The organism is Cupriavidus sp. CuC1 (assembly GCF_044627735.1).
GTDB classification, from domain to species: Bacteria; Pseudomonadota; Gammaproteobacteria; order Burkholderiales; family Burkholderiaceae; genus Cupriavidus; species Cupriavidus ulmosensis.
The window spans coordinates 1-21,698 of sequence record NZ_JBIUHC010000116.1; the positions used below are offsets into that span (position 1 = coordinate 1).

Sequence of the window (21,698 nt, forward strand, 5' to 3'; positions counted from 1 at the left end):
CATAGCGGCCTCGACTCATCCCGCCATGATATCCGAGGCGATTATTTATTCAAGCTATTTCCGGGATGTTGTACTAGCATAGCCGGGTCGGCTGCTTTGGAGTGGAGAATCGGCGGTGCACGGACATTGATCGATTAGATAGGTCCGGTGTTCGCCGCAAACAACGAGTGGCGCGAGGTTCCAATCCAACTTGCCGTAACCTCGCTCAGCGACGCAATGAGGACAAATTCGGCTGGGCGTGAGCGTGATATGCCGTCTTTTCAGCAGTTGTTGACCAATCGCAACAGTCTTCGAGTCGAGTCCCGTTGGGAAGATTTGCGCCAATGAGATGGTGCCCCCGCAGAGGCTAGCGCTGAGTTGCTGATGGTCGTTGGCCCACAGAGGCTTCCGGTATGGCACACCGAGCGCGCCGAATATCTCCGACACAGACCGCAGCGCATTGCGCTCTACGACGCGGTACATAAAGCTTTCGAAATTTTCCCAGGGATGAGGCTCAACAAGGATCGGCAGTTTGATGTCCGACATGGTCATTCGCTCTCTCGTATGCTGCGCCTGCGATTCTCTCTCGCCGCCCTTACGGCTCTCTTGCTGATGGATAGAGGAAAGCATTCAATGATCTCGCTCGTTGACGATGATTCTCTTTCGCCCGGCGTCGTCGCCGGGCGTTCCCCGAAAGGTTAGGCCTTATAGTTTTTCGAAGTTTTCGAAATTTTCGAAGGGCTCGTGCAAGCCGATCAACGGTCTGAAGTCGAACTTCTCAAAAAAGGGATTACGCTCCAGAGGGCCGCCGGCCCAGACTTCGTCGCGGAATGCTGTCGCAAGAAGGTTCTGATCGATACCTTCCGCACGATCGCTTTGAACTAACCACACCGCGCGATCCAGTATTTTGATCAGGTAGTCCATCAGACCAAAACTGGCGTGATGAAAGCGTTGCAGCATGGTGTCGGAAGTGAATTCGATCGTAGGCACTGGCAAGATGCTGCGAACGCTCTTGAGCAGAGTTGCGAACTGCTGCTGGCGTTCGCGATTCACGCAGTTATAGCGGTCCAAATCCACGCTGGCAGAAAAGACGGCGCCGCAGTTGTTCGTTCGCCCAAAGCAATCGCTGTGTACGCCTCAGCCCAACCAGAACGATAGTGATTTCGGTCTCGTTCATCAGACTCTTAATCCAATCCGCCGCCTCGTAGGTATTGGTACGGCTATAGTCAACGAGGTGTTGAGCCTCATCCAGAATTATGATCTCCGTTTGCAGGTTCCTGAGTAGCGTGACAATCCGCGTGAATTTCGTTTCAGCGGAGTGACTGCGCGACGAGGCAAAAGGGTCGTCGAGCGCCGTGAGCATCGCAGTTGCCAGGTTCTTTTTGGATGGAGAGGATGGGATTTCCACGCGAAGCGCACGGAGCACCTTTCCGGGAACGTTGGGGGTGGGAAACACCGAGCTCAGGTATTGCCGCACTGTTGTGGTCTTGCCCGAGCCGCTCAACCCTTGCAGCATAAGGCCCTTGCTGGTTTTTGAGCGGAGCGTGTCCTGATGAACTTCGTTCAAACGCTCGAATACGCGGCGAGCCTGCGGCGTATCGATGAACTGACGACGAAGCGAAAAGTTGGCAATGTTTTTCATGTTTGGTCTCCAAGGCAAGTATCAAAAGCGCCGCGGTCGGATATCCAGAATCGGCGTACTGTCATCGAACTCAAAAATCGGAGGCGTCTCCGTCTGAGCTGGAGGTTTGTTGAACAGCGCGGTTTCTCGCTCTTGCCCTTCTCTGTCGAGCTTCGTCTGAGCCGCGTAACGCCGTTTGCGCAACTTGTTGGACCTCTTCGCGTCATCCACATCTTCCATAATCTGGCGATATGCTTCAAAGATAGCTTCTGCGTCATTCGAATTGCCGTTGGCATCTCTAACACGGATGCGAGCCGCCCGGTAGATATCACGGCTCATGCCGGCCATTTTCTTTTCCTTATTCGGTACTTGAAGAAACAGATTTCGGATAGGATCACGCACCCAAATGTGGCCGAGGTCATCACGGAAGCGCACGTCAACCCGAGCTTCTTGTCCGACGCGTGAACGCAGCTCAGCAAGAGCATCGGAGTGATATTGCTGAGAATCCAGCTCAATACCGTAGTGATGAAGACGCACGTTTGCACGATGAGCTAGGATACATTCCAACGCATCGAGATCGATTGGCAGACGCGGGCTGCGTTTGATTTCTCCCTCTTCCCAAGCCTTGGCAGGAGTGCGGCCGTTGAGGCTACGATGTGGACGCTGGTGGTATCGATCGACAATCCATTTTGTGACGGCAGCCTCGAGTTCCGTCAGAGTTAGACACGCTTGTTTTTCAGAGGGATAGTCGCCTCGTTCACGGGTATTTGAGAATGTGGTTCCGGGAAGACGATGAATCAAGTCCATTGCCATGGTACGAAAGAAGCGTTCGATTCCGCCTTTCATTTCGGGTCCGCGTGAGCGAGGGAATAGGACTTCGATTCCGAGCTCGTTGAATGCCAGGATCAATCCCCATGCGTGAAATTCCGCAGCGTTGTCCGGAAACAAATATCGAGGCAGACCATGCGCGCGCCATTCGTTCACGATGATTGGAAAGCGCGCAAGCCACGCTTGCTTCGGCCTGATAGCACGCTCGATGGTTCTGAGTACACTTTCCGTATTCGGCGCAGACAGATGAATCAGGAATGCCATGACCATTCGGCTGTGACGATCGAGAATTACCGTTATGTATGGGCGACCGATCACCTCGCCGGTTTCCGGATCAACCAGCAACACATCCATCAAAGTGTGGTCGATTTCCCACCGATCGAGAATCTTGTCGACGCCGAGTTGGCCAATCGCATCACGGTGCTTCTTGTCCGCCGCATGCTTACCCAGGCGTTTGCAGTCAATCTGATACCTGTCTAGGCGATCGATGTATCGTCTGACCGTCATTTCCGAGGGCAATGTCAGTTCCTGCGATGGCAAGCGCTCTTTGTTTATGTTTTTCACGCGCCATCGGAAGGCCTCGTAGACCTGCGCAATCGTAGGCCGCTCAGGCTTCATGTATGACTCTTCGAGCGTCGTTTGCAGTAGCGTTTCCAGCTCTCCCCGAATGACGGCCGCCCGGCCTTTTCTGCAGTGTTGTGGCACCAATCGGACGACACATTTGACGAGTCCGTAGAGGCCCGCCCAACGTCGTATAGTTGGGGGAGAGGGCGGCTGCTTGGAATCGTTGATCGCAGCAGCGACCGACGCGATGCGATTGGGCAACTCACGGTTGGGCGGGAGCTTGGACGTGTCCGGCCCGCAGAGTGCATCGAGATAGACGCGACGACGCAACGCCGCTTCAGCATGAGCCTTTGGGAAGCATGTCAGGTCCGGCGGCGCATTCCTTACCAACGGGACACTTTCGATATGGGGCTGATCAGGGTCGAGAATCAGCTCCTTCTTTTCGTAAGCACGATAGAACTCGCTTTCGGTGAGTATCACCGGCTCGCCGAAGTCGTCTTTAAATGCTAATCGCCGGTCCATCAGTCTGTTCACAAGGACCAATCGCCGGCCATTGAAGAGTACACTGAGGTGCCCTCTAAGCGAAAAAGTCTGCATGACGATGCCCTCCTTCTAGGTAAATACTCACATCCGGTGCGACCACCTGCTCAAGATCGATGCCAACGACACCTAGCCCCAACAGACGCCAGGAATCGTCCCGGCCGAACAGGCAATACAAGTCGGCCAATGTTTTCGGTTGGGTGCGCAGTAGTTCGTGGCGGGCGCGCTCGGATTCGACCGGCGTGAGCATCTCGCGGCGGTGATACATCAGTTCCAAGACGTTCTCAGCGCGCGGCTCTGTGTCGAGCCATTCGTCAGTCACGACATGGAATCGCCGACCAGTGCTGGCAAAGTGGGTCTTTGCCCCAGACATGCGTTGAGCGACACGCCGCACTTTCGACCGCGCGGCACGCTTAACTTCAAACCATCCCTCTGTACCGTCCGTAAACCAGACACGTACGTCTGGCGTGTACCGTTCCACTCGGCCCTCAACGGGGATCACCTCCCGCGAAGGTTGGACTTCGTAGCAACGCACCAATGGGGATAGCTCACATAGTCGAATGAACTTCCCTTCCATCATTGATTCGCACGGCGTTGGATGCCCATTTTTCAAAGACGGGATATACGTCCTGAAGTGGTTCGAGCGCCGTGTAATGACTTTACGTACAGGCATGTGAATCTCCGTGTTCACCGGCCCCGAAGGGAATACGACTCCCTCGACAACCGGTCGATTCTCCGAACTTCTCGAGAAGGCAAGCAGCAGCCGACCCTCGGGGAGGCCCGATGATGCAAATCAATAGGGGAGAAACATTGACGCACGCCTGTCTGACACGGATACTGTGGCTTCCATTCAGCAGTACCGTCTCAGCAGAACGCGATCTCCGCCTCCGTGCTCAGGTCGCTTTTTACATTGGGAACCTCCTTTCTTGTTGTCGCCCTGGCCAAGCCCGGGCGCCGTTTTCTGCTTACAGCTTTTGGTTCGCATAGAAATTGTTCGGTTTGCTTCAGACCTCCTTGAGTCGCTTCGCAGCGTCAGTGGTCAACGCGAACGGCCCTTTTCATCCTCGCGCCTCGATCACTTTCACCGGCAGGCCACCAGGACATGCAGCCCGGGCGAAAATCAGACTGGGGCTAGATCCCTTAGCGCGCTGTCGGCCGGTACCACAGAGGGCGATAAACACCAACCGGTGTTCGCGCAAAGGCATTTGCGATGCCGGCCATCCGGCTGTTCTTTTGGTTTCAAAATTGGCTTCTCAGGGTCCCTCCGGATATCAAGACAAGATCGGAACAAGGCTTGAGCACGGCAATGAGCCCACTCAAGTCGAGGCGGGCAGATACGTACGCATGCCCCATGAAGCATTTTTCGGACGCAGAGGTGCACCTCCAAACCACCAAAAATGGTCCGAAATTGAGGTCGTAGGGACGTGCGAGGCCTGCGGCCTGACCGAAAACGGTAAAGCCGAAGGCACCCAGTCACGGGAAAAAGAGGGAAGGGGGCTTGACGCTTTAGGTGGGACGATAGAGACTTGAGTTACCAGGCTCGGATCTCTACCAGGGGGCCCGACCAAAAGCGCTGCAGACCCTCGGTCTGTGGCGCTTTTTCCTTACATAGGTCCTCCTTGCTGGCTCGCCAGAGATAGCATTGATACTTGCGTCCGCAGCTGCCGAAGCCCTTTCAGAACGTCTGCGAGGATGGCCGTCTCGGGGTTCCCGAGATGCGGTAAGTCTTCGATCAAAGCTCGCACCAACTCATGCTTCGCCGGTGAAAGCTCTTCGGGCAATCTCAGCATACGTTGGGACAACTCTGCCGCAGTAACCAGCCCGCATCGACCGTCATCATCCAACTGCAGCGCGACTGCCAATGCGCCGAGAAGCTGCCGACCATCTGGTCTCTTCCTTCCTGTCTCGATCGCGTTGATGTAAGTCGCATTGATACCAACGCGCCTGGCCAACTCGGCTTGCGTAAGGTTGCGGTCCGTCCGATGTTGCCGAATAAAGTCACCGAGCGCAGTCATGGCAAGACAGCCTTTGGGGGTCTATACATCGCATAACTTTATCTCCAAAGAGGACTCCACACAAGCGGAGAATTTCAATTTATTCAATTAAATCAATTAGTTACCATACAGATAGAATTTTATATTTCTTTTTCATACGAACTGGAAGGCTTTCCAAAATCCTATGAGCGCAGCCCGTCGAAAATTTGGAAAATTGCCATCGCAGTACTAAAATCCAGGCAAAGCAGAACGCAATTTTTGCTGGGCTCCTCAAACTGAAGTGAGTCGAACGCTAGCTCCACCACCAGCCGCATAGGTATCGCCAGGCGCACGTACCCTATCATCCTCCCGCATGTGCGCTAGCACCTCCGTGATACTCGAGCCACGTTCCTTCGCCCCAGACACGAGTGCTTCACCTGCCGCCAAGTCGACGAGATAGCCAGATATCGTTCACGAATCGGTGGCTGCTAAAACGATTACCTCACGACCATGAAGAATTCTGCGGTAAGTCTTGCATCTGCCGTTGTTGGTTCCGGCTATGCACGGGTAGGTCATCGTCGCTACGGTGGCGCGCGGCTTTGGCGTTAGCACCCTCGGAGCGCGACGTCGGCATCACCGGATTGGCACGCTGATCACGCAGCGTTGCCAGGTACTCATCGTCGTGGAGCAGTGGCTTGAGCGCTTCGCGCCGATGCCACTCGACGTAGTAGGCGAGCATGCATAGAAACACGTGTGCGCGACTCGCTGAAGTGATAGATCGGACGCACGTGCAGATCGACGATCTTCATCGAGCGGAAGGCCCGCTCGACCTGCGCCAGGCTCTTGTAGGCAGGACCGTCTGGGTGTCGGAGAGCCGTTCACTCGGCACGTTGGTCCGCAGTACGTAGAGTCCATCGAGAGCGGTCTCGCCATCGATCTGCTATTGCTTGCGGATGAACGTAAGACTCGTCTCGGCGATGTCGAGTGCAAAGTGCTTGGCCACCGCAGCACTGCCGGCCGGGTGCAAGCGAGCACAATGCATTGCCTGTGCTTTTACTGATCCGGTGCGTCTTCAGGATTCTGGCTGCTGTTCCAGCCCATAACCTGTTCGGCCCGAACTTGAATCGCTCGGGCCAAATCCAAATCCGCAACGGCTGGCCACATAGTGCCTTGAAGTGAGCCGTAGGTCTTTCGAGTCCAACCCATCGTCGCTTTCATCCATGCGAAGTGATTGCTTCGCAGCCACGATGCCGAACCGGCGGTTCGTGCATCCGAAAGCGCCTTTCGCATTGCGCTTGCCAATTTCTTTCTTGCTTCTCGAACCTCTGTGCGTGCATGCTGGTTCATCTCCCGCTGTGTCAATGGGAGATTCTGGTAGGCGGTGGCCCACAGCACCGCATCGACTCCCGCGACCCAACGTTCTACCGCACCCAGCAAACTGCTGCACTCATTGGCATTCACTGCGATAGATGGCGCTGCCTCATGAGCAAATATGTGGCGTAGTCGGAATGCCTCTGCGAGATCAGTCAGCAGGCGGTCAATGTCGGTGATAACCTTGGCTGGCGTCTCCAACTCATTGCGGCGGTCATAAGGGTCGATTGCTTCCGCCAGCGACTGCTTCATATCGCATGCTAGCAATGCGCTCAGCCACGAGATCAAATCTGTCACCGAGTTGCAGGGTGCGCTATACGCAACCAATTCTCCAAAAGTGGCTGTTTTTCCGCTCAGCCAAGTGAGCGCGTCCTTCATTGAGATTTTTTCGGTAACGTTCTCGGCGGCGCGCGCCTGGTATTCGTCGCCGGAGTCAACGATGGATACAATGGTTCCTCGGTGGAACGTTTGCAGTGCGGCGATGGAGGCGACAACCACATGCCGATGCAATTCGTCCCCGACGGGCGTGTCGATCAGCTTCTTTAACTCGAAGAGGCGCTGATGGACGTCGTAGGACATCGTGTCCCACCGCTTTAGGAGGAGCCTTGAGCGGACTTCTTCGATTTCATGGTGGGTGTTGCCGAGCTTACGAGTTGCCATGTCGCATTCATGATGGAAAGCGCGGCGTGTAGCTTAGCGCTTGAGTTGCCTTACGTGCTATGAATCTGCTGTGCGGCTTGCTGTTCTGCCCCCTAAAAACCTAGGCAACGCAGACGTCCCCTCCGGATCGGACACGGATTACGGGAGCTGCATAGCTTCCTGAACCAAGCAAAAATCCTGCAAAATCGTCTCTAATCGGCTAAGATCAACCGAATGTGTATACTTACAGGATTCCTGTCATGACCGACCGCTGGCTCAGCGTTGAAGAGATCACCGAGCACCTAGGCGTCAGCAAGGACACAGTTTACGCGTGGATTGCAAAGCGAAACATGCCCGCGCATAGAGTCGGACGGCTATGGAAGTTTCAGAAGGCCGAGGTAGATACCTGGGTCAAGGCTGGCGGGGCCAGCGATGATGCGCAGCAGGCTGACAATGACGCCTGAGCGCTACCGTTTGTCATTCACGACTGGTGGCTTGTTTCTGCAGGAGGCTCCGCTGGTTGCCGAACGCTATCTGGCGCGGCGCGACTGGCGGCAAACCCGCGAGCAAGTGCGTGCCGACAACCTGTTGCAGGTGCGCACTGCTGCGGCGGCCACACGCATCAGTAAAGAGCTCATTGCGCGGCTGGAATCGTTAGACACTGAGGAGCTGGAGTATCTGGTTGATAGCAGCTTGCGTGAGAGGGGCTATCTGCTGTGGTCAGCCGTGTGCCGCCGCTACGCGTTTGTTCGCGATTTTGCACGTGAAGTGCTCCGCGAGCATTATTTACTCCTGCGGCGCCAACTCACCATCGGCGACTACGAGGCCTTCTACAATGCCAAGGCCTTGTGGCATGCTGAACTCGATGAATTGGCCGCCTCTACCCAACGCAAGCTGCGGCAAAATTTGTTCCGCATGCTGCGTGAGGCCGACCTGGTATCAGCCCAACTTCAGATCCAGCCCGCCTTACTCACGCCGGCACTGGCTCATCTCCTGGCTCGCCACGGCCCAGAACAGCTGCTGGTGTACCCAGCGACCGACCATGACATTCAAAGGTGGCTGCAATGAGCCCAAAAATCAGTCAGCAGCCGCTAGCCGCCCGTTTCGATCATCTGCTGAGCGTCATCAGCAGCCAACGCTTTCTAGAAATGAAGGGGCTGAACAACGACCTGCCGTTCTATATCTGTGAATTCAAGGCGGTCGAGACCTTCGAGATGCAGCGCCTGCAACGGCAACTGATCAACAAGCTGGCTAACCTGCGCATCGACTGCCTGCAGGGGCGTGGCGTCAAGGTGTTGGAGATCAGCCTGTATGACCTTACCATCGAGTTGCTCAAGGCCCGTGAAGGCAGCAGCGAAGGTAGCAGTCTGTGGAATGAAATATTAGCCGCAGAGGCCGATGTAGAAAAAGACGGCTTGCTGGAGCTACTGCAGAACGTACTGGACATCAAGGAACACCTGATACCCGCAATTGGGGAGTGCCTGGCCCAGGAAGACTATGACGTGCTTTTCCTGTCCGGCATCGGCGAGGTCTTCCCATACATCCGCTCGCACAACGTGCTGAACAACCTGCAGAGCACGGCCAAGGACAAGCCCACGGTAATGTTCTTCCCTGGCGAATATCGCCATTCGCTAGAGCAAGGGGCATCGCTGGAGCTATTCGGTTTGTTGCACGACGACAAGTACTACCGCGCATTCAATATTTTCGAGATCCAAGCATAAGGAAGCAGTAGATGGAACTCAATGGTATTTTTTTAAACCCTGTCAGCCGTCCCATTGATGGGGTGATCAAAGCCGACGACGAAGCCAGTCTGTACAGCGAGCTAAGCGAATACGTCCTCACTGACGAGGTTGCCAAGCGCCTGGAGCATTTCCTCGATGCCTACTCCGACTACCACGGCGCCAACGGAGCCTGGGTATCCGGCTTCTTCGGGTCGGGTAAGTCGCACCTACTGAAAATGCTTGCGCTATTGCTGGAGAATCGCCAGGTCGATGGCAGCACAGCCTTGGATATCTTCCTGCCAAAGATCCGTGAGGATGACGAACTGCTGCGTGCTCAGCTAAAAAAGGCTGTAGCCATCCCATCGAAGAGCATTCTATTCAACATCGACCAGAAGGCCGACATCATTAGCAAGAGCCAAATTGACGCCTTGCTCTCGGTGTTCGTCAAGGTCTTCAACGAGATGTGTGGTTACTTCGGCAAACAGGGCTATATTGCCCAGTTCGAACGTGACCTGGACAGTCGCGAGCAGTTTGTTTCCTTTAAGGATGCCTACCAGAACATCGCCAAGAAGCCTTGGGAGCGCGGTCGCGAGCAAGCGCTGCTGGAGTCCGGCAACATCGCCAGGGCCTACGCCCAGATTACCGGCGACGAACCGGCACTGGCCAAGGGCATCCTCGATAAGTACCGCAATCAGTACAATGTTTCCATCGAAGACTTTGGCAACAATGTTAAGGCTTGGCTGGACAAGCGTCCGGCTAATTTCCGCCTTAACTTCTTCGTCGATGAGGTTGGCCAGTATATCGACAACAACACGAAGTTGATGACCAATCTGCAGACCGTCGCCGAAAGCCTTGCCACCAAATGTCAGGGGCGGGCTTGGATCATCGTCACCGCGCAAGAAGACATGAGTTCGGTGCTCGGCGATATGGGTGCAAAGCAGAGCAATGACTTCACTAAGATCCAAGCTCGCTTTGCCAATCGCCTCAAGCTCACCAGTGCTGATGTGGCCGAGGTGATCCAGAAGCGGCTGCTGACCAAAAACGAGGTAGGCACCGAACTACTGAAAACTGTGTTCGACCAGCAGATCAATAATTTCAAGACTCTATTTGAGTTTGCCGACGGTGGCCAAAGCTACCAAAACTTCCGAGATCTAGAGCATTTCTCCTACTGTTACCCCTTCGTGCCCTACCAGTTCCCGCTATTCCAGTCAGCCATTCGCGGCATCTCTTTGCACAATGGCTTCGAGGGCAAGGCCAACTCAGTCGGCGAACGCTCCATGCTCGGCGTGTTCCGCGAAGTGGCCATGGCCATCGATAACGAACCGGTTGGGCAACTGGCAACCTTCGACCGAATGTTTGAGGGCATCCGGGGCGCGCTCAAGAGCGCCATCCAGAGCGCGGTCAACAATGCCGAGCGCCACCTGGGCGATCCCTACGCCGTGCGTGTGCTCAAGGCATTGTTCCTCGTCAAGTACGTCAAGGAATTCAAAGCCACCCTGCGCAACCTCAGCGTGCTGATGCTGGAGCGTTTCGGCGAAGATGTACCGACTCAGCGGAAGAAGCTGGAGGCGGCGCTGAACCTGCTGGAACAGCAGACCTATATCCAGCGCAATGGCGATCTCTACGAATACCTGACCGACGAGGAAAAGGATATCGAGGAAGAGATCAAGAGCACTGAGGTAGAGTCCGCCGACGTAGTCAAGGAGCTGGAAATTCTTCTGTTCGACGGTGTGATCAAGCAGCGCAAGATCCGCTACGAGAACGGACAGGACTACGCCTACACCCGCAAGATGGATGACCGCTCATTTAGCCGCGAGGTTGAACTGGCCATCCATATCGTTACGCCGCTAAGCGATAACTTCGAAAACCTCACGGTGCAGCGCATGCAGAGTATGGGCCGCGACGAACTGCGGGTGGTACTCCCTGCAGATGCGCGTTTCATGCAAGACCTCGTCATGCTCAAGCGCACCGAGAAGTACATCCGCCAGAACAGCAACACCCAGCAGGAAACAGTCAAACGCATTCTTGATGCCAAGGGCTTCCAGAACACAGAACGACTCGCTGAGCTGCAGGAGCGAGCCAAGCAACTGCTGGGACAAACCCAACTCATAATCAACGCTGCCGATGTGGAGGTAACCAGCAACGATGGGCAGACGCGCATCCTCAAGGGCTTCTACCAGCTGATCGAAACAACCTATCCGAACCTGCGGATGCTGCGTGAAGTGCTCTACAGCGAAAACGACATCGGCAAACATCTGCGCCAAGCCCAGGACAGCCTGCTCCGCAACGACGTCACCAGCCTAACCGAACCGGAGCAGGAGTTGCTGGCCTTTATCCAGAGCAATGCCCGTGCCGGGGTGCGCACAACGCTCAAGAGCCTGCTGGAGCGCTTCGAGCGCAAAAATTACGGCTGGTATTACGCCGCGATCCTCTGCAACCTGGCGCTGCTCTGCGCGCGCGGCAAGGTGGAAGTACGCCAGGACAGCAACTCGCTGGAAGGCGACAACCTGGAGCGCAGTCTGCGCAACACCGGTTCCCACGCCACCCTGGTGTTGGAACCGCAAATAGAATTCAGTGCCTCTCAGGTGCGCAACCTCAAGGAGTTCTTCACCGACTTCTTCGACCGTCCAGCCAGCAGCAATGAGGCCCGCTCCCTCGCCCACGAAACCATCGACGCCATCAAGGAGCTGGAGATCGAGTTGGCTGACCTCCACGGGCAGAAGGCGCGATACCCCTTCCTCGGCGTACTGGACGGCGTGCTGGCTACCCTCAAGGAAATCGCCAACAGGAATGCCGCCTGGTTTCTTACCGACCTGTCCCGTGCCGATGAGGCGCTGCTCGATACCAAGGAGCAGATCATCGACCCGCTGCGGCGCTTTATGGGCGGCCCGCAAAGGGCAATCTACGATCAGGCCCGTCAACTGGTGCAGGAGGAGGAGGACAACTTCGCCTATGTCTCTGGGACCGAGATCGCCGACATCAAGTCGCTGTTAGCCGACAACAAGCCCTGGCAGGGTAACCGCTTGCAACAGGCCAAGCCGGCGCTGGAAGCATTGCAGCAGGCCATTGCCAAGCAGCTGGCTAGTGAGAAGGACAGCGCCGCTCAACGGCTGGCCGAGCTGGAGCAGCACCTGCTAGCCACCGATGAATACACGTGCCTGAGTAGCGAGAAGGCAACACCGTTGCTTCAGGCTTTTGCCGATGCACGTCCGACGCTGCAAGGGCAAAAGCGCATTGCCATGATTCGCGACCTGCTGCGTCGCTTCGAGGAAGAGCGCTACCCGCAACTGCTGCAGCAGCTGGACCAACTCGCCCGCCCTCGGCCGGCACCTCAGCCGGTTGCAGATCTGATAGTGCCGCAGCCACTAATAAGTTCGACGCCGGCGGGAGAGGCAGCGGCCACGCAAGGCGCCTCCTCCGGCGCGGTAGTTGAGCCGCGCCTGGTGCCGGCGCGCACCATCAAGGTGGGCTACGCCAAGCCCTGGCTGACAAGCGAAGCCGAGCTGGACGACTACCTGCAGAAGCAGCGTGAGGCCTGGCTCAAGGAAATTCAGGCGGGTAACCGCGTACAGATTTGAGACGAATCAGAGTGCACGAACAGTTTCGTGGCTCCACGAAAATGTTCGCCCTGTGCAAGATAAAAGTAGAGTCGATGGAAACCACCAAGCTCAAGAAATTCGCCCAGCACGCCCGCCGCCTGCTGTTGGAGCAGGTAGGCGCCAAGCTGGCCCTGGTGCTGGACGCCAGCAGCGCCGCCCGCCGCGAGAACCCGCAGGCCGTCACGCAGTTGGAAAAGCAGCTTGCCGAAACCGGCCACGAGCAGCTGATCGACAAGGTGGCTTACACCTGGTTCAACCGCCTTTGCGCGCTGCGCTTTATGGACGTGAACGGCTATACACGTATCCGTGTGGTGTCGCCGGCCGACGAAGGCCAATTCCAGCCGGAAATCCTCGCCGAGGCCAAGATGGGCCATCTCGATGAAGACCGTGTGCCCAAGCGCAGCCGACAGCAGATCGCTGCCTTGCTCGGCGGCACAGCTCCCAGCCACGACCCGCAGCAGGAGGCCTACCGCCTTTTGCTGGTGGCCGAGTGCAACAGCTTCCATCGCGCTATGCCCTATCTGTTCGAGCACATTGCCGATTACACCGAGCTGCTGATGCCAGATGACCTGCTGTCGGGCAATTCCATTCTGGCCTATACCCGCGAGGCGATGACACCAGATGCCTGTCAGGATGTCGAGGTGATCGGCTGGCTCTACCAATTTTACATCTCGGAGAAGAAGGATCAGGTCTTCGAAGGGCTGAAGAAGAATAACAAGATCACTCCGGAGAACATTCCGGCCGCCACCCAGTTGTTCACCCCGCACTGGATCGTGCGCTATCTGGTGGAGAACTCCCTAGGGCGGCTATGGATGCTTAACCATCCTGATTCATCACTGGCCGGTCGGATGGAGTACTACATCAAGCCGGAGACCCCGGAAATCGACTTTCTCAAGATCGCCAAGCCAGAAGACATCAAGGTTTGCGACCCGGCTTGCGGTTCCGGTCACATGCTCACCTACGCCTTCGACCTACTGTACGGCATCTATGAGGAAGTAGGCACCGACCCCAGCGAGATTCCGGAAAAGATCCTCACCCACAACCTGTACGGCATCGAGTTGGACGAACGTGCAGGCGAACTGGCCGCCTTTGCACTGACCATGAAGGCCCGCGCCAAACAGCGGCGATTCTTCAGCAAGGGCATCGAGCCAAATATCTGTGTGTTGGAAAAGGTGGTGTTCAGCCCCGACGAGTTGAGCGAGTACATCGCCGTGGGCGGCGACCTGTTCACCCTGGACTTGCGCGAAACCGTCAAGCAGTTCGAAGAAGCGGACAACTTCGGTTCGCTGATCCGGCCCAAACTCACCCACGTGCAGGATGTGCTACCGTTGCTGGAAACCAAGGATCTAAGCGGTAATCTGTTTCTGAAAGATACTCATGACAAAGTTCTAAAGGTCTTGCAGCAGGCTGACTACCTGAGCCCGAAATATCAGGTAGTGGTGGCCAACCCGCCCTATATGAATGCAAAAGGCATGAATCCGCGCCTCAAGACATGGGCAAGCCAGGAATATCCGATCAGCAAGTCGGATCTTATGACGATGTTTATGGAGCGAGCAACGGAGTTAACAACTGATAATTCATATTGGGGAATAATTAATATACCTACCTGGATGTTTTTGGACTCATTCAGAGCTCTACGCAGAAACCTTATTAAAAAGCAATCAATCGAGAGCCTTTTGCACCTCGGACGAGGTGTTTTTGGATCAGATTTTGGGACTGTCGCTGTTACATTCAAAAATTCCGCGCCAAATAGGGCAAAGAAAGCCATATTTCGACGTCTTTTTGAACAGCACGTCGACGTTAGATCAAACGAAGAGATCGAAAGGCTTTTTCACCAGCGTAATTACAATCGATCTGCGCTACATCAGTCACAATTCGAAGAAATTCCAGGTGAGCCATTTGCGTACTGGGCGACCGAAAAAATCTTCTATGCTTTTCGGTCAAACACGCCTGTGGGGGAAAAGGCTCAAGCCTTTCGCGGCATATCCACTGGCGATAATGAACGATTCTCGCGTTATTGGCATGAAGTTAGCAAAGCGGATTTCCTTCCAAATGCGCACTCACGAGAAGAGGCTTTAAATTCCGAGAGGCGGTGGTTTCCTTACAATCGTGGCGGAAGCTTCAGGAAATGGTACGGATTGGGTGCGGAAGTAATCGACTACCAAGATGGCGGGGCTCGGATGATCGCGGCTCACGAAAATGGCGAGACGCCTGGTTTTCGGCATGATGGTGCAAGTGGATACTTTCTCCCGACAATAACGTGGGGGGCGCTTACTGCTGGAAAAGCATCTTTCCGAAAGTTGGAGTGCGGCTATGTTCTTGGACATAAGGGGCCCGGAATAACGCCAGTCAAAGATTTGCATGATCTGATTTTGTGCTTTCTCAATAGCAATACGGCTGCGCTACTCTTGGAGTATGTGAGTCCAACGCTGGACACCAATGTTGCCCACCTTGGTTCTCTACCATTGCCATGTGTGTCTCAGGATGATGGTGACCATGTTTCTGCAGAAGTTCTATGTGAAGACGCTAAATCCGATTGGGATGCGTATGAAGTCTCCTGGGACTTCACTACCCTACGACTGCTAGACCCCATCCATCGTGGTGGAGCTCTGGCCGAGACCTATGCCCTGCTCCGTGCCCATTGGGCGAGCATGGCAGGGAGAATGCAGCGCCAGGAAGAAGCAAACAACCGCATCTTCATCGAAGCCTACGGCCTGCAAGACGAACTAACCCCAGAGGTACCACTCAAGGAAATCACCCTCACCTGCAATCCGCACTATCGCTACGGTGGCGACAAGACGGAAGAGGAACTAGAAGCCCTGCTACTAGGTGACACCATGCGCGAGTTCCTATCCTATGCCGTGGGTTGCATGTTCGGTCGCTATAGCCTTGACACCCCGGGACTGGTTCTGGCCAACCAGGACGAAACGCTAGCGGACTACCTACGTCAGGTGCCCGGCCCGCGCTTTATGCCGGATGAGGACAACGTGATTCCGCTGCTGGATGGTGAGTGGTTTGCCGACGATGTGACCGAGCGCTTTCGCGAGTTCCTGCGCGTGACCTTTGGCGACGCGCATTACGAGGACAACCTGGCCTTTATAGAGGCGGCATTGGGCAAGGACATCCGCAAGTACTTTCTCAAGGATTTCTACAACGACCACATCAAGCGCTACAAGAAGCGCCCAATTTATTGGTTGTTCTCCAGCCCCAAGGGCAGCTTCAACGCGCTGATCTACCTGCACCGCTACCGCCCGGACACGGTTAGCGTGGTGCTGCGCTATCTACGCGACTTCCGCAAGAAGCTCGCCGCACGCCTGGACTACCTGCAGCAGGTGGGCATCAGCGCCTCCGCTAGCCAGGGCGAAAAGACCCGCGCCAATAAGGAAGCCGAGACCACCAAGAAGCAGTTGCTGGAGTTGGATGACTACGAACGCGACACCCTCTACCCGCTAGCCACAGCGCAAGTGCCGCTGGATTTGGATGATGGTGTCAAGTTCAACTACCTCAAGCTCGGCCCGGCGCTAAAGAAGATCATCGGGCTGGATGGAAAGGAAGACTGAAATGGCAGGACGCTTTGAAAAGGCAATCCAAATTCACCAGGCGATACGCAATATTGATGACCGCACATTTCTGCTGTCAGCGATCCAGCGCGGCTTCGTTTGGTCACCGTTTAATGCGCCGGCTCTAGCCGCAACTAGAGCCACGGCTAGAGTTGACCATGAGTAACCCGAAAATCACACAGGCGCTGACCAGCCTGTTCGATAAGCAACGCATCGTGTTCTGGTACGACACGCGTCTCGAGTTCCGCGCCGAATTCGAGGCCCTGGAGCTGCCGAGCGTGGAGAAAATCGCCCTCGCCAATAACGAGTTCGGCGTGAAGTACCGCGTACTGCGTGAGCAGCCGGAGCAGAAATTCCTGCTCTACCGCGAGGGGAGCGAGCCGCCGCATCTGCAGAACTGGCTGCTGGATGTGCAACTTGCCAGCGGCAGTTGTTTCCGCACCGATCAGGTGGCCTTGTGGCTGGCCGAACTGGAGCTCGGGCTGGATTGCTACCCGCTCCTGGAGGCGCATGTGGCATTTTTTGAATCCGCCAAACGCCGCGAGGCGCTACATAAGCTGCTGGAGCCGGGCGATTCGCAAAACCTGCTGCAACGCAAGATGCTGGCCGTCTGTGCCGGCACAGAGCCGCGCCTGGACGTGGTGCTGGAGGCATTGCTTGGCGCCTTGGCCATCGGGGATGAAACCAGCATCAAGTTGATCGAGCGCAGCAGCTTGAGCGCATCCCTGTGGGAGCAGATGAAGCGCGTCTATGGATACAGCTCTGGGCAGCCGAGTTTGCAGGATTTTGTCATCGCGCTGTTTAAGAATTGCTTCCAGATGGGTATCGACCCCGCCCACAAGGCGAGCCTGTCGGCCGAGGCGCTGGTGTTCCTCAGGCGCTGGAAGGACAGCCGCTTGCATCAGAAGAGTTTTGAGGCGCTGTCCGGGCAATGCGCCGAGCTACTGCAGGTCGACGATAAGCTGCAGGCACTGGACTGGCGCCATCTGCTAGAGCTGGACTATTTCGACCTAATCGACCGCAAGATCTTGAGCGAGCTGGTGCGGGCCGTGGTGTCGCGCACGGTGACGGCGCAGGAGGTGGAGCAATGGGTGCGCCAGCGCCGCCAGAGCCACTGGTTCGAGCGCTTCAAGGACGTGTACCTGGCATTAGAGCATGCGGCCCAGTTCATCCAACTGCTGGAAATGACATCGCTAGACATGGAGTCGCTGGCCGATGGAGCACAAAAATACGCCAAAGTGTGGTTCCGGCTGGACCAGCGTTACCGCAAGTTTGTCCATCACCTTCGCGAATCCGGCCAGACTTCGCTCCTGGGAGGGCTAGGTGCGCAGGTGGAGAATCTGTATGGCAACAACTACTTGGCCCGGCTCAATCACCGTTGGCAGCAGCAGGTGGATGCAGCGCAGCAATGGGAGGCTGCGCCGGTGGTGTTGCAGCGGCATTTTTTCAAATGCCATGTGCAGCCCTATGTTGAGCGCAAGACCAAGGTGTGCGTGCTGATTTCCGATGCCTTCCGCTACGAGGTGGGCGAGGAATTGCAGAGCTTGATTCGCCAGGAAGATAAGTTCGAGGCAGAGCTGGATCTGATGCTGTCGATGTTGCCTAGTTACACTCAGCTGGGGATGGCGGCCTTACTGCCGAACAGCAGTCTGCAAGTGGCTGACAACGACAGTGGCGACGCGCTGGTCGATGGCCAAAGCGCCCAGGGCTCCGTCAATCGCGGCAAGATCCTGGCTGCTGCCGTGCCGGCTTCCAAAGTGGTGCTGGCCAAAGATGTGATGATCATGGGCAAGGAGGAATCCCGGGCTCTGCTGCGCGACCATGATGTGGTCTACGTCTATCACAACCTGATCGACAAGACCGGCGATACCCGCGATACCGAGGAGCGGGTATTCGCAGCGGCGGAGGAAACGCTGGTCGAGCTGATCCGTCTGGTGAAGAAGCTGACGAATGCCAATGCCAGTAACCTGCTCATCACCGCAGACCATGGCTTCATCTACCAGAACCAACCCTTGCAGGAGAGCGATTTCCTCAGCAGCGAACCGGAAGGGGATGAGATCCTCTACCGCGACCGGCGTTTTGTGCTGGGCCGTGGCTTGCGCGAGGGCGCCAGCTTCAAGACTTTCAACCCGGAACAGTTGGGGCTTGCAGGCGCACTGGAGGTACAGATCCCCAAATCCATCAACCGCCTCCGCCTGAAGGGCTCCGGCAGCCGATTCGTGCATGGTGGCGCGACCCTCCAGGAGGTGGTGGTTCCCGTTATCCGCATTAACAAGAAACGGCAGAGCGATGTAGGCCGGATCGAGGTGGAGTTCATTGGAGGCGGTGGCAAAACGATCACCACCGGACAGTTGGCCATTGTGCTGTACCAGACTGAGGCGGTGACCGAGAAACTGCAGCCACGCCGTTTGCGGGCGGGAATGTTCACGTTAGGCGGCGAGCTGATTTCCGATCAGCACGAACTGTTGTTCGATTTCAGTTCTACCAATCCCCGCGAGCGCGAGTTGCCGGTGCGCTTCATCCTCAGTCGTAAGGCTGACGAGGCGAATAACCAGCAGGTGGAGCTGCGGCTGGATGAGCCGGTGGAGGGCACGTCGCACTTTACCAAGTACAAGTCGGTGCGATACACGATCCGTCGTTCGTTCACCAGTGAATTCGATTTCTAGGTAGGAGCTTTCATGAGCCAGCTCGACGACAAGATCAACCAACACTTTGCCGGCCTTGTGGTGCGCAAGGATCTGGTAAAAGCCGTAAAGGGCAACGCCATCGTGCCTTCCTATGTGCTGGAGTACTTGCTTGGCCAGTACTGCGCGACCAATGACGAGGCCACCATCCAGAGCGGCATTGAAACCGTGAAGGAAATCCTGCGCAAACACTATGTACACCGCAACGAAGCAGGCCTGGTGCGCTCGACCATCAAGGAGAAGGGACGGCACAAGGTCATCGACCGAATCAGCGTGTCGTTGAACGACAAGGACGACGTTTACGAGGCAGAGTTCGCGAACCTTGGTATCAAGAAGGTTCTGATCGACTCAGGCACGGTCAAGGCGCACCAAAAGCTGTTGGTCGGTGGCGTCTGGTGCATTGCCGATCTCGAGTACGAGTATACCGAGGACAAGTCTGCGTCTCCCTGGATTCTGGCCTCACTCAAGCCGATCCAGATCTCCCGCTTCGACCTCGATGGCTACCTGGAGGCACGTAAGCAGTTCAGCACCGATGAGTGGATCGACCTGCTGATTCAGAGCGTGGGCTTCAACCCGCAGATGTTCGGCAAGCGCAACAAGCTCTTGCAGCTGATCCGCCTAATTCCGTTCTGCGAGCGCAACTACAACTTGATCGAGCTGGGGCCGAAGGGAACCGGCAAATCGCACGTATACTCCGAGTTCTCGCCCCATGGCATTCTGATCTCCGGTGGCGAGGTTACTGTGCCCAAGCTGTTCGTCCACAACGGTACAGGCAAGCTCGGTTTGGTGGGCTATTGGGACGTGGTGGCCTTTGACGAGTTCGCAGGCAAACAAAAGCGCGTGGACAAGGCGCTAGTGGACATTATGAAGAACTACATGGCCAACAAGTCGTTCTCGCGGGGGGTCGAGACGTTAGGGGCCGAGGCTAGCATGGCGTTCGTCGGCAACACCGACCACACCGTGCCCTACATGCTCAAACATTCCGACTTGTTCGATCCGCTGCCGGAGAAGTTCCATGACTCCGCCTTCCTCGACCGTATCCACAGTTACATCCCCGGCTGGGAGGTGGACGTGATCCGGGGTGAGATGTTTTCGAGTGGCTACGGCTTTGTGGTGGACTACCTAGCCGAAATCCTGCGCTCGCTGCGCAACCACGACTTCTCGGATCGCTACAAAGGACTGTATAGCCTTTCCGCCGAGATCTCCACCCGGGACCGTGATGGCATCAACAAGACCTTCTCCGGCCTGATGAAGATCCTGTTTCCCCACGGCGAGGCGTCCGACGCCGAGGTTGAAGAAGTGTTACGTTACGCCATCGAAGGGCGCAAGCGAGTCAAAGATCAGTTGCTACGCATCGACGCCACCTATCCTACGGTGCGTTTTGCCTACCACGCTGCCGACGGCCAGGAGCGATTGGTGCGCACATTGGAGGAAGATGAGTACCCCAATCAGTACCGTCGACGGCTGGCGACCGAAGTGGCATCACTGGAGTTGCCCATTGGGGGCATCGAATCTTCACCTTCCGCCGATGCCACAATGTCCAACGAGATGCTTGCAGGGATCCGCTCTGTGCCGGCTGTCAATGAGCCTGTAGCGAAAGAGCGGCACGTCGTCTTTCAGGAGAATCAGCGAGGAGTCAGCTTCGACGAGCTGTTCGGCCCCTACCTAGCGGGAGCTAAGCGCATCATCATCACCGACCCCTATCTGCGAATGTTCCACCAGCTCCGCAATCTGATGGAACTCATGGAAACTATCAGCAAGCAGCTGGGTTCGGAAGACGAGGTAGCCGTTCATGTCGTAACCGTTGAGGATGAGCTCAACGGTGAGCGCCAGACCGAGAGCTTACGAAAAATTGCCGATGCCTGCGCTGGCGTTGGCATTCAGTTTACCTGGGTCTACGACATCAGCAAGACAAAGCACGACCGCGATATCACCTCCGACTTAGGCTGGAAAATCGTACTCAGCCGTGGTTTGGATGTATTCCAGCGCTTCGAGTTGAACGACGCATTCAGCTTTGCCAACCGGCTACAACAGCAGCGACGATGCAAGGAGTTCAACGTAACTTATGTGCGGATTTAGCGCGTATGCCTGACGCCAAGACCGACTGCCAAACAAATCCCGCCAGGGTCTTCTCGCCATAAGTCAGCGTGTTGGTGCCCAGCAGCACCGTGACGACGAACTGGTCGACTGCGTTCAGCTGGACTAATGCATTTACTTCCCAGATCGCCCGGGTCATTCATAAACGCTAGAGACCAGTCTCTGACCACAACGGACAGCATCTAAACCCCCGTCGACAAAGGACGTGGCCTCGAGGACACTCGCGAGACCGCTAGAGAATACGGATAACAGAGAGGCCCTCGGCGGTACAAGAGCGGCTGCTCGGAGGGGCGGTGGCGCTCGCGAGGGAATGGCAAGAATTCCCGCTAGCGATGGGGGGAATGGAAAAAAACCCAACCGAGAACGGTTGGGTTTTTGGATAGTGGCGGCGCAGCCCCCATCCACAAGGGAGCTCTGAACCGCGCCAAGACCGACCGAATAGAGGCGAATGCACTTTAGAAAAACGAACCGGTATCGCGCGGGTCTCTTCTGAAATCAAGGCGCCGTCGCGCCGACTCCCAG

Annotated in this window: 16 protein-coding genes; 7 read left to right on the top strand and 9 right to left on the bottom strand. The window is 56.1% G+C overall.

Going from position 1 to position 21,698, the window contains the following annotated elements:
* Window positions 1-54: 54 nt before the first annotated feature.
* The 8 genes from ACGLHR_RS36170 to ACGLHR_RS36205 all read right to left on the bottom strand — a co-directional run bounded on the left by ACGLHR_RS36170 (window position 55) and on the right by ACGLHR_RS36205 (window position 7,536).
* Entirely contained in the window at window positions 55-531 is a 477-nt protein-coding gene (locus ACGLHR_RS36170) for a TniQ family protein (protein ID WP_400099982.1), read from the bottom strand.
* A gap of 153 nt (window positions 532-684) precedes the next feature.
* On the bottom strand, window positions 685-1,032 hold the full coding sequence (locus ACGLHR_RS36175) for a hypothetical protein (protein WP_400099984.1): 348 nt from the start codon (window positions 1,030-1,032) through the stop codon (window positions 685-687).
* Window positions 1,033-1,036: 4 nt separating this feature from the next.
* Window positions 1,037-1,621, bottom strand: a complete 585-nt coding sequence (locus ACGLHR_RS36180) for a TniB family NTP-binding protein (protein ID WP_400099986.1) — start codon at window positions 1,619-1,621, stop codon at window positions 1,037-1,039.
* Window positions 1,622-1,642: 21 nt separating this feature from the next.
* Window positions 1,643-3,589, bottom strand: coding sequence for an integrase (locus ACGLHR_RS36185; protein WP_400099988.1), 1,947 nt, complete (start codon window positions 3,587-3,589; stop codon window positions 1,643-1,645).
* Window positions 3,570-3,854: a hypothetical protein gene (locus ACGLHR_RS36190; protein WP_400099989.1), complete on the bottom strand. Its 285-nt coding sequence runs from the start codon at window positions 3,852-3,854 to the stop codon at window positions 3,570-3,572. The genes ACGLHR_RS36185 and ACGLHR_RS36190 overlap by 20 nt, the downstream gene beginning before the upstream one ends.
* Window positions 3,855-5,136: 1,282 nt before the next feature.
* Window positions 5,137-5,547, bottom strand: a complete 411-nt coding sequence (locus ACGLHR_RS36195; RefSeq protein ID WP_400099991.1) for a helix-turn-helix domain-containing protein — start codon at window positions 5,545-5,547, stop codon at window positions 5,137-5,139.
* A gap of 460 nt (window positions 5,548-6,007) precedes the next feature.
* Window positions 6,008-6,244 carry a hypothetical protein gene (locus ACGLHR_RS36200; protein WP_400099993.1) on the bottom strand — a complete coding sequence of 79 codons (237 nt, stop codon included), beginning with the start codon at window positions 6,242-6,244 and terminating at the stop codon, window positions 6,008-6,010.
* Window positions 6,245-6,558: 314 nt separating this feature from the next.
* Complete coding sequence (locus tag ACGLHR_RS36205; protein ID WP_400099995.1) at window positions 6,559-7,536, bottom strand: hypothetical protein; 978 nt, start codon at window positions 7,534-7,536, stop codon at window positions 6,559-6,561.
* 239 nt (window positions 7,537-7,775) lie between these two features.
* Here ACGLHR_RS36205 and ACGLHR_RS36210 point away from each other — a divergent pair, with 239 nt between their 5' ends.
* The 7 genes from ACGLHR_RS36210 (at window position 7,776) to brxL (ending at window position 21,158) form a co-directional block, all read left to right on the top strand.
* On the top strand, window positions 7,776-7,979 hold the full coding sequence (locus ACGLHR_RS36210) for a helix-turn-helix domain-containing protein (protein ID WP_400099996.1): 204 nt from the start codon (window positions 7,776-7,778) through the stop codon (window positions 7,977-7,979).
* Window positions 7,969-8,583 (top strand): DUF1819 family protein, encoded by a 615-nt coding sequence (locus ACGLHR_RS36215; protein WP_400099998.1) that lies wholly within the window; start codon window positions 7,969-7,971, stop codon window positions 8,581-8,583. The genes ACGLHR_RS36210 and ACGLHR_RS36215 overlap by 11 nt, the downstream gene beginning before the upstream one ends.
* Window positions 8,580-9,236: a DUF1788 domain-containing protein gene (locus ACGLHR_RS36220; RefSeq protein ID WP_400100000.1), complete on the top strand. Its 657-nt coding sequence runs from the start codon at window positions 8,580-8,582 to the stop codon at window positions 9,234-9,236. Before ACGLHR_RS36215 ends, ACGLHR_RS36220 begins: the two co-directional genes overlap by 4 nt.
* Window positions 9,237-9,247: 11 nt before the next feature.
* Window positions 9,248-12,814, top strand: a complete 3,567-nt coding sequence (gene brxC / locus ACGLHR_RS36225; RefSeq protein ID WP_400100002.1) for a BREX system P-loop protein BrxC — start codon at window positions 9,248-9,250, stop codon at window positions 12,812-12,814.
* A 74-nt stretch (window positions 12,815-12,888) separates the two neighbouring features.
* Entirely contained in the window at window positions 12,889-16,395 is a 3,507-nt protein-coding gene (gene pglX / locus ACGLHR_RS36230) for a BREX-1 system adenine-specific DNA-methyltransferase PglX (protein ID WP_400100004.1), read from the top strand.
* Window positions 16,396-16,553: 158 nt separating this feature from the next.
* The gene (pglZ, locus tag ACGLHR_RS36235) at window positions 16,554-19,061 is read left to right on the top strand and encodes a BREX-1 system phosphatase PglZ type A (protein WP_400100006.1); all 2,508 of its coding nucleotides are present in this window, start codon (window positions 16,554-16,556) and stop codon (window positions 19,059-19,061) included.
* 12 nt (window positions 19,062-19,073) lie between these two features.
* Window positions 19,074-21,158 carry a BREX system Lon protease-like protein BrxL gene (brxL, locus tag ACGLHR_RS36240; RefSeq protein WP_400100008.1) on the top strand — a complete coding sequence of 695 codons (2,085 nt, stop codon included), beginning with the start codon at window positions 19,074-19,076 and terminating at the stop codon, window positions 21,156-21,158.
* Here brxL and ACGLHR_RS36245 read toward each other — a convergent pair.
* Window positions 21,133-21,315 carry a hypothetical protein gene (locus tag ACGLHR_RS36245; protein WP_400100010.1) on the bottom strand — a complete coding sequence of 61 codons (183 nt, stop codon included), beginning with the start codon at window positions 21,313-21,315 and terminating at the stop codon, window positions 21,133-21,135. The two genes, brxL and ACGLHR_RS36245, sit on opposite strands and share 26 nt — an antisense overlap.
* Between the last annotated feature and the right edge of the window lie 383 nt (window positions 21,316-21,698).